Annotated in this window: 12 protein-coding genes; 3 read left to right on the top strand and 9 right to left on the bottom strand. The window is 66.8% G+C overall.

The genetic code is table 11. The features are described 5' to 3' along the window. Nucleotides 1–167: 167 nt before the first annotated feature. Together BR00_RS06315 and BR00_RS06310 are read left to right on the top strand one after the other, a co-directional pair. The gene (locus BR00_RS06315) at nt 168–1,457 is read left to right on the top strand and encodes an NCS2 family permease (RefSeq protein WP_496476744.1); all 1,290 of its coding nucleotides are present in this window, start codon (nt 168–170) and stop codon (nt 1,455–1,457) included. 48 nt (nt 1,458–1,505) lie between these two features. Continuing rightward, a complete protein-coding gene (locus tag BR00_RS06310; RefSeq protein ID WP_496476743.1) occupies nt 1,506–2,759 on the top strand; it encodes a 4Fe-4S binding protein in 1,254 nt (417 codons plus the stop codon). Nucleotides 2,760–2,773: 14 nt separating this feature from the next. On the opposite strand, the gene BR00_RS06305 is transcribed toward BR00_RS06310, so the two are convergent. The 4 genes from BR00_RS06305 to BR00_RS06290 are packed head-to-tail and all read right to left on the bottom strand — an operon-like array spanning nt 2,774 to nt 7,311. Continuing rightward, a complete protein-coding gene (locus tag BR00_RS06305; protein ID WP_496476742.1) occupies nt 2,774–3,706 on the bottom strand; it encodes a glucokinase in 933 nt (310 codons plus the stop codon). Nucleotides 3,707–3,750: 44 nt separating this feature from the next. Next, on the bottom strand, nt 3,751–4,920 hold the full coding sequence (gene metK / locus BR00_RS06300) for a methionine adenosyltransferase (RefSeq protein WP_496476741.1): 1,170 nt from the start codon (nt 4,918–4,920) through the stop codon (nt 3,751–3,753). A gap of 10 nt (nt 4,921–4,930) precedes the next feature. Continuing rightward, on the bottom strand, nt 4,931–6,352 hold the full coding sequence (gene ahcY / locus BR00_RS06295; RefSeq protein ID WP_496476740.1) for an adenosylhomocysteinase: 1,422 nt from the start codon (nt 6,350–6,352) through the stop codon (nt 4,931–4,933). Beyond that, complete coding sequence (locus BR00_RS06290; RefSeq protein WP_496476739.1) at nt 6,349–7,311, bottom strand: ArsR/SmtB family transcription factor; 963 nt, start codon at nt 7,309–7,311, stop codon at nt 6,349–6,351. Before BR00_RS06290 ends, ahcY begins: the two co-directional genes overlap by 4 nt. Nucleotides 7,312–7,535: 224 nt before the next feature. Between BR00_RS06290 and BR00_RS06285 the strand changes: the two genes are divergently transcribed. After that, nucleotides 7,536–8,393, top strand: a complete 858-nt coding sequence (locus BR00_RS06285) for a DMT family transporter (RefSeq protein ID WP_496476738.1) — start codon at nt 7,536–7,538, stop codon at nt 8,391–8,393. Here BR00_RS06285 and BR00_RS06280 read toward each other — a convergent pair. Genes BR00_RS06280 through BR00_RS06260 form a run of 5 tightly spaced genes read right to left on the bottom strand, consistent with a single transcriptional unit; the run spans nt 8,390 to nt 12,639 of the window. Next, nucleotides 8,390–8,887, bottom strand: coding sequence for a DUF456 domain-containing protein (locus BR00_RS06280; RefSeq protein WP_496476737.1), 498 nt, complete (start codon nt 8,885–8,887; stop codon nt 8,390–8,392). The genes BR00_RS06285 and BR00_RS06280 overlap by 4 nt on opposite strands. Then, a complete protein-coding gene (locus BR00_RS06275) occupies nt 8,884–11,268 on the bottom strand; it encodes a response regulator (RefSeq protein WP_496476736.1) in 2,385 nt (794 codons plus the stop codon). Before BR00_RS06275 ends, BR00_RS06280 begins: the two co-directional genes overlap by 4 nt. Then, entirely contained in the window at nt 11,241–11,921 is a 681-nt protein-coding gene (locus BR00_RS06270; RefSeq protein ID WP_496476735.1) for a ComFC family protein, read from the bottom strand. Before BR00_RS06270 ends, BR00_RS06275 begins: the two co-directional genes overlap by 28 nt. Further along, a complete protein-coding gene (locus tag BR00_RS06265) occupies nt 11,918–12,460 on the bottom strand; it encodes a flavodoxin family protein (protein ID WP_496476734.1) in 543 nt (180 codons plus the stop codon). The genes BR00_RS06270 and BR00_RS06265 overlap by 4 nt, the downstream gene beginning before the upstream one ends. Next, nucleotides 12,451–12,639, bottom strand: coding sequence for a hypothetical protein (locus tag BR00_RS06260; RefSeq protein ID WP_496476733.1), 189 nt, complete (start codon nt 12,637–12,639; stop codon nt 12,451–12,453). The genes BR00_RS06265 and BR00_RS06260 overlap by 10 nt, the downstream gene beginning before the upstream one ends. Nucleotides 12,640–12,672: the final 33 nt, after the last annotated feature.

Below are 12,672 nucleotides of genomic sequence, written 5' to 3'. Positions count from 1 at the left end.
GTCAAGACTCAGGCCGTGCAATTTCTCCTGAATGCGGGACGCCTTGGGCTGCTGCCCCTTTTGAGACGGCCATCCATCAAATCCCGGGCCGCATGACTTGCCCTGAAGGCCGAGCCGCCGTACGGATTCCGCCAGGCGCCGCCCAAACCGATCAAGGAGACCTCCCCATGGAACGCTTTTTCCGCTGTGCCGAACATGGCACCACGTTGCGCACCGAGCTCGTCGCCGGGGCAACGACCTTCATGACCATGGCCTATATCCTGGCCGTCAATCCCGCCATCCTCTCGGCCACCGGCATGCCCAAGGACGCCCTGTTCACGGCCACGGCCGCCTCGTCCATCATCGCCACCCTGGTGATGGCGCTTGTGGCCCGCCTGCCCTTCGCTCTGGCCCCGGGCATGGGACTCAACGCCTTTTTCGCCTACTCGGTCGTGCTTGGCCTTGGGTATTCGTGGCAAACGGCCCTGGCTGCGGTCTTTCTGGAAGGGATCCTGTTTATCGTACTTTCCGCCATCAATGTCCGCGAAGCCATCATCGCCTGCATTCCCCTCAACTTGAAACGCGCCCTCTCCGTGGGCATCGGGCTCTTCATCGCCTTCATCGGCCTGCACAACGCCGGCATCGTGGTAAAGCACGACGCCACCTTGGTCACCTTGGGCGACATCACCCAAGGCCCGGCCTTGGTGGCCCTTATGGGGCTTGTCTTCACTGGGCTGCTCCTTGCCTGGCGCGTCAAGGGCGCCCTGCTTTTGGGTATCCTCGCCGCCACCCTGGCAGGCATCCCCTTGGGCGTGACCCAATGGCACGGGACAGCGCTCGTATCCCTTCCCGTCTCCCTTGCGCCCATCGCCCTGCAGATGGACTTCTCCGCCCTGGCCTCTGGCGAGCTCATCATGGTGGTTCTCACCTTCCTGTTGGTGGACATGTTCGACACCATCGGCACGTTGGTGGGCGTCTGCACCAAGGCCGGCATGCTCACCCCGGAAGGCCAGGTGCCGCGGGCCAAGCAGGCGCTGCTCGCCGACGCCATCGGCACCACCGTGGGCGCCCTGCTCGGCACTTCCACCGTGACCACCTACATCGAAAGCGCCGCCGGCGTTGCCGAAGGCGGCCGCACCGGAGCCACGGCGCTGACCACCGCAGCCCTCTTCTGCCTCGCCCTCTTCCTCTCTCCGGTCTTTCTCATGGTGCCCAGCGCGGCCACCGCCCCGGCCCTCATCCTGGTGGGACTCTTCATGCTCTCGCCCATCAAGGACATGGACCTGGATGACCCCACCGAGGCCATCCCCGGTTTTCTCGCCATCATCGCCATGCCGCTTACCTACAGCATCGCCGACGGCATCGTGTTCGGCATCCTCTCGTATACCGCCCTCAAGCTGCTCACCGGCCGCGGCCGCGAGCTCTCCCTCTTCACCTACGCGGTTGCGGCCTTTTCTTTGCTCAAGTTCGTGGGCTGACCAAAAAAATGGGGCAAGCGCTGCACGGCGGCTTGCCCCAAACCCTCTATGGGACACTCGAGCGCCAAAGACATCTTCCGCGCCCTGGGGCGCAAACTCGATCAAACCTCGGTGCGCACGCCGTGGACGCCCACCCTGCGCCGCATCCTCACCCTGCTGTACACCGAGGCCGAGGCCGAACTCGTGGTGGCCATGCCCCACCGGCCGTCGTCCCTGGCGCGTATCGCCCGCATCACCCAAAGGACTGCGGCAGAACTCCAGCCCCTGCTCGAAGGGCTCTGCGCCAAAGGACTGGTCATGGACCTGTGGGACGGCGATACGGTCCAGTACATGCTCAGCCCCATGGTCATCGGCTTTTTCGAGTTCACCTTCATGCGCGCCCCCCAGGGGCTTCCCATCCGCCCGTTGGCCGAGGCCTTCCACGCCTATATCCTGGGAGAAAAAGCCTTCCTCGAGGCCAATTTCGGAGGCCAGGAACAGATATCCGTCATGCGCGCCCTACCGCACGAAGGCACCCAGGCGCCCCAGGTCACCATCCTAGACCATGAATCCGCCAGCGCCATGGTACGAGAAGCCAAACGCTTTGCCATCGGCACCTGCGCCTGCCGCCATGAGCGGCTGCACACCGACGGCAAGGTATGCGCCGCAGGGCTCGCCACCTGTACGTCCCTCGGAGAGACCGCAGATTTTCTCATCCGCCGCGGCTTTGCCCGCGAGGTGCCCCGGCAGGCCGTGGACGACCTCCTTGTCCGCTCCCGAGAGCTCGGGCTCGTCCTCTCCACGGACAATGTACGCCAGGCGCCTGGGTTTCTGTGCCACTGCTGCGCATGCTGCTGCCATCTGCTGCGCGGGGTGCGCGAAAGCGGCTATCCCGGGGTCATCGTCTCCTCGAGCCTCATGGCATCCGTGGACGAGGCCCGCTGCCGCCGCTGCGGCCGCTGCGCCCAGGTGTGCCCGGTGCACGCCATCACGGCGCCGCCCGGAGAAATTCCCCGCCTGCACGAGGCCTTTTGCCTGGGCTGCGGCGTCTGCGCCCTGCGCTGCACTGCCCAGGCCATCCACTTGGTCTCCCGCCCCAAGCGCACCCTGCTTCCCGAAGACATCTTCGAGCGCATCCTGCTGCAATCCCTGGAGCGGGGAACGCTCCAGCACGTGCTCTTCGACCACCCAAGGCGCCTCGATCACGCCTTCCTGCGCGCGCTGACCGGAGGCTTTCTGCGCCTGCCCGGAGTCAAGCAGGCGCTCATGAGCGAGGCGCTACGCTCCCGTTTTCTTGGGTTTCTCCGCAAGCACAGCGCATAGCGGCGCGCCGCAGCTCAGACCACCCAGCGCCGCTTGAGCCCCGCCATGGCCGCGCCCAAGAGCCCGGCATCAGGATGGGTGACAAGCCGCACCGGGAGAGCGGCAAGCACGGTCTCGTAGCCCCGGCAGGCGCAAAACTCCTCGAGAAACGCCGGGTGCTCCACCAGAAAGGGATTCTTGGCCGCCACGCCGCCGGCCACAAAGAGGCCGGAGGTCGGCAGGCTCGTGAGGGCAAGGATGCGCAGGGCGCGGCCGTAGAGCCGGGCAAAGGCCGCACACGTGGGGTGCGTGGGCGAAATGGCCTCTGCCACGGCTGCAGGGGCCATGGCCTTGCCCGTGCACCAGGCGTGCACCCGGGAAAGGCCCGGGCCCGAGACCACGGCGTCCAGGATGGCCTCACCCGCCTCCGCAAGGATGCGCTCCTGCAGGGCCTGTTCCGCAGGGAGAAAGGGAAAGGGCGTATGCCCCATCTCGGTAGGAAGCGGCACCCAGTCGGCCTCCCCGGGCATGAGCACGCAGGCCCCAAACCCCGTGCCCGCGCCGGCCACGGCCCGAGGACCCGGTCGCGCTGCCCCCTCCTGGAGCACCCGGCTCAAGGCCCAGACCTCCGGGTGCAGGGTGGCGTACGCCTGGGCCACGAAGTCGTTCAGGACCACGGCCCGTCCTGCCAGGCACGCATCCTGGGCGTCCACCGTGAGCCCGGCGTTGGGCAGCCACGCCCGCCCGTCCTGCACCGCGCCGGCCACCGCCAGGACCGTGCCCCGTGCCTTTTGGGGGGGCAGCCCCAAGCCGCGCTCCAGGGCCAAGTCCACGAGTCCCGAGAGATCCGCGGCCGCGGCCGTGGGCACGGTGACTGCGTGCGCCAAGCGCGGGGCCGCGCCGTTCAGCGCTTCCACCACCGCAAAGCGGGCATGGGTGCCACCGATATCCGCCACAAGCATCGCCATAGGGCCTCCCAAAAACACGGGCCGGGTTTCCCCGGCCCACGGTGCTAGACTTTCGCGGCGGTGCGCAGGTCGTCCACGGCGTCGGTCACTTCCCAGGGGAAGGTCACGTCCTCGCGGCCAAAATGGCCGTAGCAGGCGGTCTGCTTGTAGATGGGCTGGATGAGGTTGAGACGCTTGATGATGAAGTACGGGCGCAGGTCAAAGACCTCGCGCACCGCCTGGGTGAGCACCTCGTCGGGCACCACGCCGGTGCCGCCGGTGGTGACCAGAACCGACACCGGCTCGGCCACGCCGATGGCGTAGGCAATCTGCACCTCGCAGGTCTGCGCCAGGCCTGCGGCCACGACGTTTTTGGCCACGTAGCGGGCCATGTAGGCGCCGGAGCGGTCCACCTTGGAAGGATCCTTGCCCGAAAAGGCGCCGCCGCCATGATTGCCCATGCCGCCGTAGGTGTCGTTGATGATCTTGCGGCCCGTGAGCCCGCAGTCGGCCAAGGGACCGCCCACCACGAATCGGCCCGTGGTATTGATGTAGATGCGGGTCTGGTCGTCGAGCATCCCGGCGGGCAGGGTCTTGCGGACGACCTCGGCGGTGATGGCCGCGGCCAGGTCTTCATACGTCACATCCGGGCTGTGCTGGGAGGACACCACCACGTTGTCGATGCGTACCGGCTTGCCTTTGCGGTACTCCACCGACACCTGGGTCTTGCCGTCCGGCCGCAGGAAAGGCAGCAGCCCGGATTTGCGCACCTCGGCCAGGCGGCGGGAGAGGGCGTGGGCAAAGTAGATGGGAGCGGGCATGAGCGTGGGGGTCTCGGTGGTGGCGTAGCCGAACATCATGCCCTGGTCGCCGGCGCCTTGGTCTTCGGGCCGGGAGCGGTCCACGCCCATGGCGATATCCGGGGACTGCTTGTCGATGGAGGAGAGCACGGCGCAGGTGGTGGCATCAAAGCCCATGTCCGAGCTCACGTAGCCGATCTCGCGCACCGTGGTGCGGACGATCTCCGGCAGGTCGGCATAGGCGGTGGTGGTGATCTCGCCGGCGATGATGGCCATGCCCGTGGTCACCATGGTCTCGCAGGCCACGCGGGCGTTGGGGTCCTGAGCGAGAATGCAGTCGAGCACCGCATCGGAAATCTGGTCCGCCACCTTGTCGGGATGGCCTTCGGTGACGGACTCGGACGTGAACAGATAGTGATCAGCATTGAGGATCATGGCACGCTCCTTAGTAGCGGTAATGATCGGGTTTGAAGGGACCATCCACGGACACGCCGATGTAGGCGGCCTGCTCCGGGGTGAGGCGCTCCAGTTTCACGCCCAGACGCTCCAGATGGAGCCGGGCCACCTCTTCGTCCAGGCGTTTGGGCAGTGTCATGACCTGGGGCGGATAGGTGTGGGTGGCGAGGTCGATCTGGGCAAGCACCTGGTTGGTGAAGGAGTTGGACATGACAAAACTCGGATGCCCGGTGGCGCAGCCAAGGTTCACCAGACGCCCCTCGGCCAGGACGATGATGCTCTTGCCCGACGGGAGCACCCATTTGTCCACCTGCGGCTTGATGGGGATGCGGCGGCACCCCGGAGTGCGCTCGAAGTAACCCATGTCGATCTCGTTGTCGAAGTGGCCGATGTTGCACACAATGGCCTCATCTTTCATGCGCTCCAGGTGCTCGCCGCGGATGACATGGTAATTGCCGGTGGCGGTCACAAAGATGTCGCCCCGCTCGCAGGCCTCGTCCATGACCGTGACCTCATAGCCCTCCATGACCGCCTGCAAGGCGCAGATGGGGTCGCACTCGGTCACCAGCACCCGGGCGCCGAAACCGCGCATGGACTGGGCACATCCCTTGCCCACGTCGCCGTAGCCGCACACCACCACCACCTTGCCGGCCACCATGACATCCGTGGCCCGCTTGATGCCGTCAGCCAAAGACTCCCGGCAGCCGTAGAGATTGTCGAACTTGGACTTGGTGACCGAGTCGTTGACGTTGTAGGCCGGAAACAACAGCTCCCCCGCCTTGGCCATCTGGTAGAGGCGGTGCACACCGGTGGTGGTCTCCTCGGAGACGCCGCGGATCTTCTTGGCCATGGCCGTCCATTTGCCAGGGGCCGTGGCGAGAGAAAGCTTGAGGCGCTCCACCACGCAGGCCCACTCCTTGTTGTCCGTGGGCTCCTCAAGAAAAGAGGGGTCCCGCTCGGCGCGCACCCCCTGGTGCACCAGCAAGGTGGCGTCGCCGCCGTCGTCCACGATGAGGTCCGGACCTGTGCCGTCAGGCCAGGTGAGGGCCATCTCCGTGCACCACCAATAGTCTTCCAAGGTCTCGCCCTTCCAGGCGAAGACCGCGGCCAGCCCCTGATCCACCACTGCAGCGGCGGCATGGTCCTGGGTGGAAAAGATGTTGCACGAGGCCCAGCGCACGTCCGCGCCCAAGGCGTGCAGGGTCTTGATGAGCATGGCCGTCTGGATGGTCATGTGCAGACTGCCGGAGACCCGAAGGCCCGCCAAGGGCTTGGATTTTCCGTAGCGATCCATGAGGGCCATGAGCCCCGGCATCTCCCGCTCGGACAATTGCATCTCCTTGGTGCCCCAATCGGCCAGGCTCATGTCCGCCACCTTGTACGGCAGGGAAAGATCGAGTGGTTTCGTCATAGACTCTCCTTGGGGGATACGCCCCCAGCACGTGACCCATGCCGCTCGGCCGCCAGAACCACCAGACGCACGCGGCTGGGCAAAGGATATTCATCCACCGTCTGCACGAAGAACCCTGCGGCCTCCACCCAGGAGGTCAAGTCTTCAAGACGGAATCCAAGCCAATGATCGCCATGGCGCCGGCGCAGGCGCTCCTCGCCATGGGAAAGATAGTCCGCCAACACCAGCCGTCCGCCCGGACGCACGGCCCGCGCCGCCTCGGCCAGGACCTCCTGCGGGTGCGAAAGATGATGGAGCACCAGCGAAAGCACCGCGCCGTCCGCCTCGGCGTCACGCACCGGCAGATGGGCCAAGTCCCCCAGGCGCAGGCTGATGTCCGCACACGTGCCCACCCGCCGGGCCGCCGCCTCCAGCATCCGCGGCGAATGGTCCACGCCCACGGCCTGCTTGCCCGCTGCAGCCAAACGCTCCAGCAAGAATCCAGGGCCGCAGCCCAAATCCACCACCACCGAGGCCCCGTCCAAGCGCGCCACGACCGCGCCGTCCAGATCGAAATCCCCCAGGATCTCTTGAGAAAGGGTCTTCCAGTCCTGGGCCACGGCGTCGAAAAAACGCACCACCCGGCCACGGCGCTCGGCGAGCACGGCCGCGGCCCGCTGCCGGTCCGCCTGCACCTCGGGGTCCTCTTCCAAAAGCTTCAGGACCGCAGCCAACACCGACGGCACCGGGTCCGGCACCCGGTACAAGGCCCAGGCGCCGCTGCGCGTACAGGTCAAAAACCCCGCATCCACCAAGATCTTGAGGTGGCGGGAGATGCGCGACTGGCCCATGCCGAGCACGCTCACGGTCTCACCCACGGTAAGCTCATGAGAAGCAAGGATGCCCACCAAGCGCAACCGGGTGGCATCGGCCAAGGCCTTGGCCTGCAGCAACAGAGGTTCGATGCACGAAGTCTTCATATCAAAATATCTTGATATGAAAATCTAGCGGTCGCCCCGCCCCCTGTCAAGCACCAAAATCCACACGGACATCTCCGTTGGACTTGTGGAATTGACGTGCCCTACGGCGCACGCCGCGGGCCCCTCCTCTCCAGACCCAGGCCCGATAAAACGCCGCCGCCCACGAATTTTCCTTGCCCCCCGCCCGGCTCCAAGTCTAGGGAGCGGCTTTCCCGGAGGATGCCATGCTGCGTGTGTATGCCCAATTGGTGGGTTCCGTGGTTCTGTGGGGCGGAACGTGGGTTTCCGGTCGGCTGCTCGCCCAGAGCATGCCCTCCTTTTGCGCGGCGTTCTTGCGCTTTGTGGTGGCCTCGGCCTTTCTCGTGGGCTGGGCATGGTGGCGCACCGGCGCCATCCCCAGGCCGCCGCGCCACTGGGGGCTGGTGGCCCTTTTGGGGGCCACGGGCATTTTCGCCTACAACTATTTCTTCTTCACCGGGCTTGCCACTGTGCCGGCAGGCCGGGCCGCCCTCATCATCGCCACCGCGCCGCTGGTGATCACCTTGGCCAGTCCTCAAGGGTGGCGGCCGCAAGTGATTGGCGGCGCGCTTGTGGCCCTTGCCGGGGCGGGCACCGTCCTCGCCCACGGGGCGCCCTGGCGGCTTTTTGCCACCGGCCTGACGACGGGGGACCTGCATATCCTCGGATGCGTGGTGAGCTGGAGCGCCTATTCCATCCTCAACGCCCGGGCCACCCGACGCATGGAGCCGATCACCGCCGTCACCTGGGCATGCGTGGCCGGCACCCTGCTCCTTGCCCTGCCGGCACTGCAGAGCGACGTCGTGGAGCACGCCCGTACGGCCACGCTCCTGGATTGGGGCAATATCGTCTTTTTGGGAGTTCTGGCCACAGGGGTGGCCTTTACCTGGTATGTGCAGGGCATTCAGGCCGTAGGCGCACCCCGGGCAGGGGTATTCATCAACCTCGTGCCGGTATGCGCGGTGCTTCTGGCCTGGATGCTCTTGGGCGAGCCCATCGACTTCTCTCTTGTGGCCGGAGGGCTTTTGGTGCTCTGCGGCGTGCGGCTGGCCAACCGGCGCTAAGCTCCCCAGAGGCGCAAAACCATGAAGACGAGCATGCCCGCGCCCAGGGACATCTTCACCACCATGCCGCCCACCCGGCCGCGCAAGGCCCCCCAAGCTGCGGTGCGGGCCTGAGCAAAAGAAACTCCCCGCATCATCTCCCCCAGCAGACACCCGCCATAAGCCCCCAGAGCCGCGCCCACAAGCGCCCCCAGACCAAAGGCCACGGGCGCGCCCACAATGGCGCCCACCACCGCCCCCACCATGGCAAGGACGCTTCCCTGGGTGGAGGCTCCGGCGCGCCGCGCCTCCCGATCCTGCAGGAGCCACTCGGCCGCTTCTCCGGCTACGGCCACGAGCACCAGCGCCACCCACACCCCGGCGGTCGCCCCATGGCTTCCGGTCACCGCCGCCAGGGCAAAAAGCCCAAGCAGGATCCAATTGGCGGGCAAGGAAAAGACATGCAGGCCGAAGGCCGCCACCAACGCCACGCTGAAAAGCGCATCGAGCATCATCCGTCATTCACCATAAATCCCAACCGGCGCAGCACCGCCGCCAGCTGCGGCGCGTCATACGGTTTGGCGAGCACCGCCGAAATTCCCACAGCCAAACAGGCCTGCTCCATGGCCGCGTCGTCATGGGCGGTGATGGCCACCACCGGCAACCCCACGTCCTGCGCCCGCAAACGCTCCACCGCCTCCGGGCCGGAAAGTCCCGGCATCTCCACGTCCACCACCGCCAGGTCAAACCCGGTGGGGTCCTGGAGTACGGCTTCCACCAGTCGCTCGCCATCCTCCACGATCTTGGTCCGCCGCGCCCCCAGCCGCACCAGAAGCGACTCCAAGAGCGCCGCATTGAAGGGATTGTCCTCAGCGATAACGACTCGAAATCCTGAAGAAGTAGACGCAGAGCTGCAAACAGACGAGGGCTCTTCTGCGTGCGGAAGCGCTTCGGACGATGGGCCGGGCAAGGATGCCTCCGCCTCCTCCTGCGGCGAAGGCAGCACCTCCAGCTCCACGGAAAATCCGAGCTCCGTCCCCAAGGGACCCTGATGGCGCCCGATCCCCCGAGCCCCGAGACGGCGCAGGGTAAGCTCCGCCACCACCAGATGGAGCGCCTCGCCGTCCAAGAGCTCGTCCCCCAAAGGCATGTCCAGAGCTTGAGGGATGTTCGGCGGCTCCCCTGGGGCCTGCACCCCGAAAGTCACCAGGGCTGTGCCCGGGTCATCACTGGGGGCCGCATCCACGCTGATGAGCACTCGTCCCCCACGGGCGCGCAGGCACGCGCCCCAAAAGAGCTGCTCCATGGCCTGCCAGAGCATGGCCGCATCCACCCGGCACTTTTCCGGCAATCGCCCTTGGCCCACGTGCACCGAGACGCTCCAACGCTCCCCGTGCGCACGCGTCTGCTCGAAAAACCGCCGCAAAAAAGGCCGCAACGCCACTTCCTCGGGGAGGACGGCATGCCGCCCCAAACGCAATTCCAGCAGCGCCTGCAAGGTCTGGATGAGGCGGCGCAGCGAAATTTCCGCTTTGTCCAAATGCGCCACTTCCGCATGCATGCGCTCCAAGATCCCCAGACATCGTTCGAGCACCAGCCGCCGGCCGGCATCCACACCGCGCTGGTAGGCATCGCCGGCGTCCATGGCCGCCAGCACCCGAGCGCCGTCTCCCCCCTGGGGCCACATGGCGTCGCAGGCCAGCACCCACGCGCCATTCCACTTCCCTACCCAGCTCCCAGCGTCGTGGCCGCGAAGCCAAGGCACTGCTTCGCGCACCGAGCGCCCCACGACTTCCGTCGGCGCACGCCCCAAAAGGCGCGCCCAAGCGGCATTGGCGGCCACCACCTGTCGGGTGCCATCCACCGCAAGCAGACCGCACTCCAGGCTCTCGACAATGCCCCGCCACCGCTCCACCTCGACCCGAAGCGTCTGTTCCACATCCCGGCGCCGGGAGATGTCCCACAGCACAACGAGCCAATACTGCTCGCCCCCCATCCGGTAGGGAGCGACCATGCGCATCACCCACACCGAGGTTCCGTCCCCCCGAAGCAGACACACCTCCCGCGTGAGAAGCGAACCCAAGTCCAATTCCGATCCGCCCCCCTCGAGCACGGACCACGGATATCCTGGGTCCACGGCAGGTTCGACACCCAAAAGGGTCGCTGCCGCAGGATTGAGCCGGCGCACCATGCCCGCCGCATCCACCAACACCACGGGCACGGGCAGGGCGTCGAGCAGCGCATCGTCGCCACGGGAGCGCGTCGTCCCGGCAGAGGGCATAGCTGCAACCCGGAGGCGTCCCAGCCCCCATACAACGAAAAGAAATCCCATTCCCGCGAGGGCCAACAGCGGCCGCCAAGTCGTCTCGGGGGTCTGCATCCCAGCCCCCCTACGACGCACATCCCCCATGGCAGCCACCAATCCTTCCCGAGCATCCCGCATGCGTCCTGCTTGATGCCGCCAATCCTCGGCAGAAGCGCCCTGTTTCAAGGAAATCACGAGACGAAAGGCGTCTTCAAGCTCCTGGGCCTTGCTGAGTACCGGCTGCACCGTCTCCTCCCCCAAGACCGGGGCCGCAGCCACCCGCACGCGGTGAATGCCCTGCAGCAATTCACTCAAGGCATCGTCCAACGCCATCCGCACTTGAAGGCGCAGGGGCGACCGTTGGGCCGCGTCCTCCAGCACGGCCACCTCTGCGTCCAGACGGCGCACCGCCGCCCCCATGTGGGCGAGTCCCGCTTCCACCTGAGCCCATGCCACCCGCTGGGCCGCAGCGCGCTCGGCCATCCGCGCTACGATCAGCGCCCCCACCAGGGCGGCCAGCATCAGCCCCAGCCCGATCCCGATCCACCATCTGCTGCCCACCGTCATGCCCGTGCCACCACCGCGCACCATACCTCCCGCGCCCCTGCGGCCTTCAATGCCCAGGCGCACGCCCGGGCCGTCGCCCCGGTTGTCATGATGTCATCCACCACGGCCACGCGCAGCCCGTGCACCGGTGCCGATACAAACGCCCCAGCCACGTTCGCCTGGCGCTCAGCGCACGAAAGCCGCGCCTGGCGCTCGGTATCCCGGATCTTGGTGAGCGCCTGGTGCAACGGCCAGCCCATGCGCCGGGAAAGCATCCGGCCCAGTTCCACACTCTGGTTGAAGCCGCGCTCCACCAACCCCGAAGGGCGCATGGGCACCGGCACCACCACGTCGGCGGCAAGCCCCCGGGCCTGCACCGCCTCGGCCATCATCCAGCCCAAAGCCCCCACGAGGCCCAGGTCGCCGGCAAATTTCAAGCGCACCAAAAGCCGGCGCAAAAGCCCGGCGTACCCCCCCCAAAAGGCCACCGCACTCCACGGCGGTGGGTCCAGGCGGCAGCGACCGCACACCAGCGGCGCTCCCGCTGCCCCCGCACGGATCTCTCCACAGCGCGGACAAAAGGAATGCGCCTGCCGCGGCATGCGCCGGGAGCATTGCGCGCACAGCCAACCCTCCGCCACCACCCCGCCACAGCCCTGGCAACGACGGCCAAGCCACGCGCCCCCATTGCCCATCATCCGCCCTCCGGGTACGGCCAGGCAGCAAGCCCTCCGCGCACCGTCTCCCAGACGCGCGCATCCAGATCCCCAGGACCTTCCACACCGCGCAGTTCCACTACAGGACCTAAGGCAAAGCCCAGATATGGCAAAAAAAACCGCAGCGTGCGCGCAATGCCCGAAAAAAGCTCCTCCCCCCGACTACGACCGGCCACGAGCACCGCTGCCGCAGGTTTCCATGGCCCTGCCGACGGTCCGGACCAATACCGGCTCTGGGCCCGGTCGATCCACGCCTTGGCCAGGGCCGGCACATGGTAGAAGTACACCGGCGCCGCCAGGATGAGCCGGGAGGCCGCGCTCACTCGGGCAAACAACGCCTCGGCATCGTCGTCCGCCGCCAGGGGACACGCCCCCTGACGGCAAGCCCCGCAACCCCGGCACGGGACGACCTGAAAATCCCGCAAAAAGAGACACCGCGCCTGGCGCATTCCCGCCACGGCCGCGGCCAGGGTCTCCGTCGTGCCCCCTTGATGCGGGGAAAGGCTCAGTACTATTTCCATGAGGTGTTACGCCGCCACACCACCCGCACCGTGTCCGGGGAGACCGTCTCGGCGTCCGCCTGCCAATCCGGCTCCAGCCAGCGCGCCTCCAGCACCGCATCCAGGCCTTCGGGCCGCACCAGCATCACCACTTCCGACGCCGTGGCAAAACGCAGATGCCAACTGGCATCCCGCGTCAAGCCTCAGCACACGCGGCGCAAGTCGATTTCCGC

This window comes from Thermodesulfomicrobium thermophilum DSM 16697 (assembly GCF_059568695.1).
Note: the sequence above shows the minus strand (reverse complement) of the source record. Positions and strands in the feature narration are given on the sequence as shown.

What these genes read in the sequence shown, in the direction of transcription:
- BR00_RS06275 (WP_496476736.1), bottom strand. Translation starts at nt 11,268, where the DNA reads ATGGTGCGCGGTGGTGGCACGGGCATGACGGTGGGCAGCAGATGGTGG.
- BR00_RS06285 (WP_496476738.1), top strand. Translation starts at nt 7,536, where the DNA reads ATGCTGCGTGTGTATGCCCAATTGGTGGGTTCCGTGGTTCTGTGGGGC.
- metK (WP_496476741.1), bottom strand. Translation starts at nt 4,920, where the DNA reads ATGATCCTCAATGCTGATCACTATCTGTTCACGTCCGAGTCCGTCACC.
- BR00_RS06305 (WP_496476742.1), bottom strand. Translation starts at nt 3,706, where the DNA reads ATGGCGATGCTTGTGGCGGATATCGGTGGCACCCATGCCCGCTTTGCG.
- BR00_RS06315 (WP_496476744.1), top strand. Translation starts at nt 168, where the DNA reads ATGGAACGCTTTTTCCGCTGTGCCGAACATGGCACCACGTTGCGCACC.
- BR00_RS06270 (WP_496476735.1), bottom strand. Translation starts at nt 11,921, where the DNA reads ATGATGGGCAATGGGGGCGCGTGGCTTGGCCGTCGTTGCCAGGGCTGT.
- BR00_RS06280 (WP_496476737.1), bottom strand. Translation starts at nt 8,887, where the DNA reads ATGATGCTCGATGCGCTTTTCAGCGTGGCGTTGGTGGCGGCCTTCGGC.
- BR00_RS06310 (WP_496476743.1), top strand. Translation starts at nt 1,506, where the DNA reads ATGGGACACTCGAGCGCCAAAGACATCTTCCGCGCCCTGGGGCGCAAA.
- ahcY (WP_496476740.1), bottom strand. Translation starts at nt 6,352, where the DNA reads ATGACGAAACCACTCGATCTTTCCCTGCCGTACAAGGTGGCGGACATG.
- BR00_RS06290 (WP_496476739.1), bottom strand. Translation starts at nt 7,311, where the DNA reads ATGAAGACTTCGTGCATCGAACCTCTGTTGCTGCAGGCCAAGGCCTTG.
- BR00_RS06265 (WP_496476734.1), bottom strand. Translation starts at nt 12,460, where the DNA reads ATGGAAATAGTACTGAGCCTTTCCCCGCATCAAGGGGGCACGACGGAG.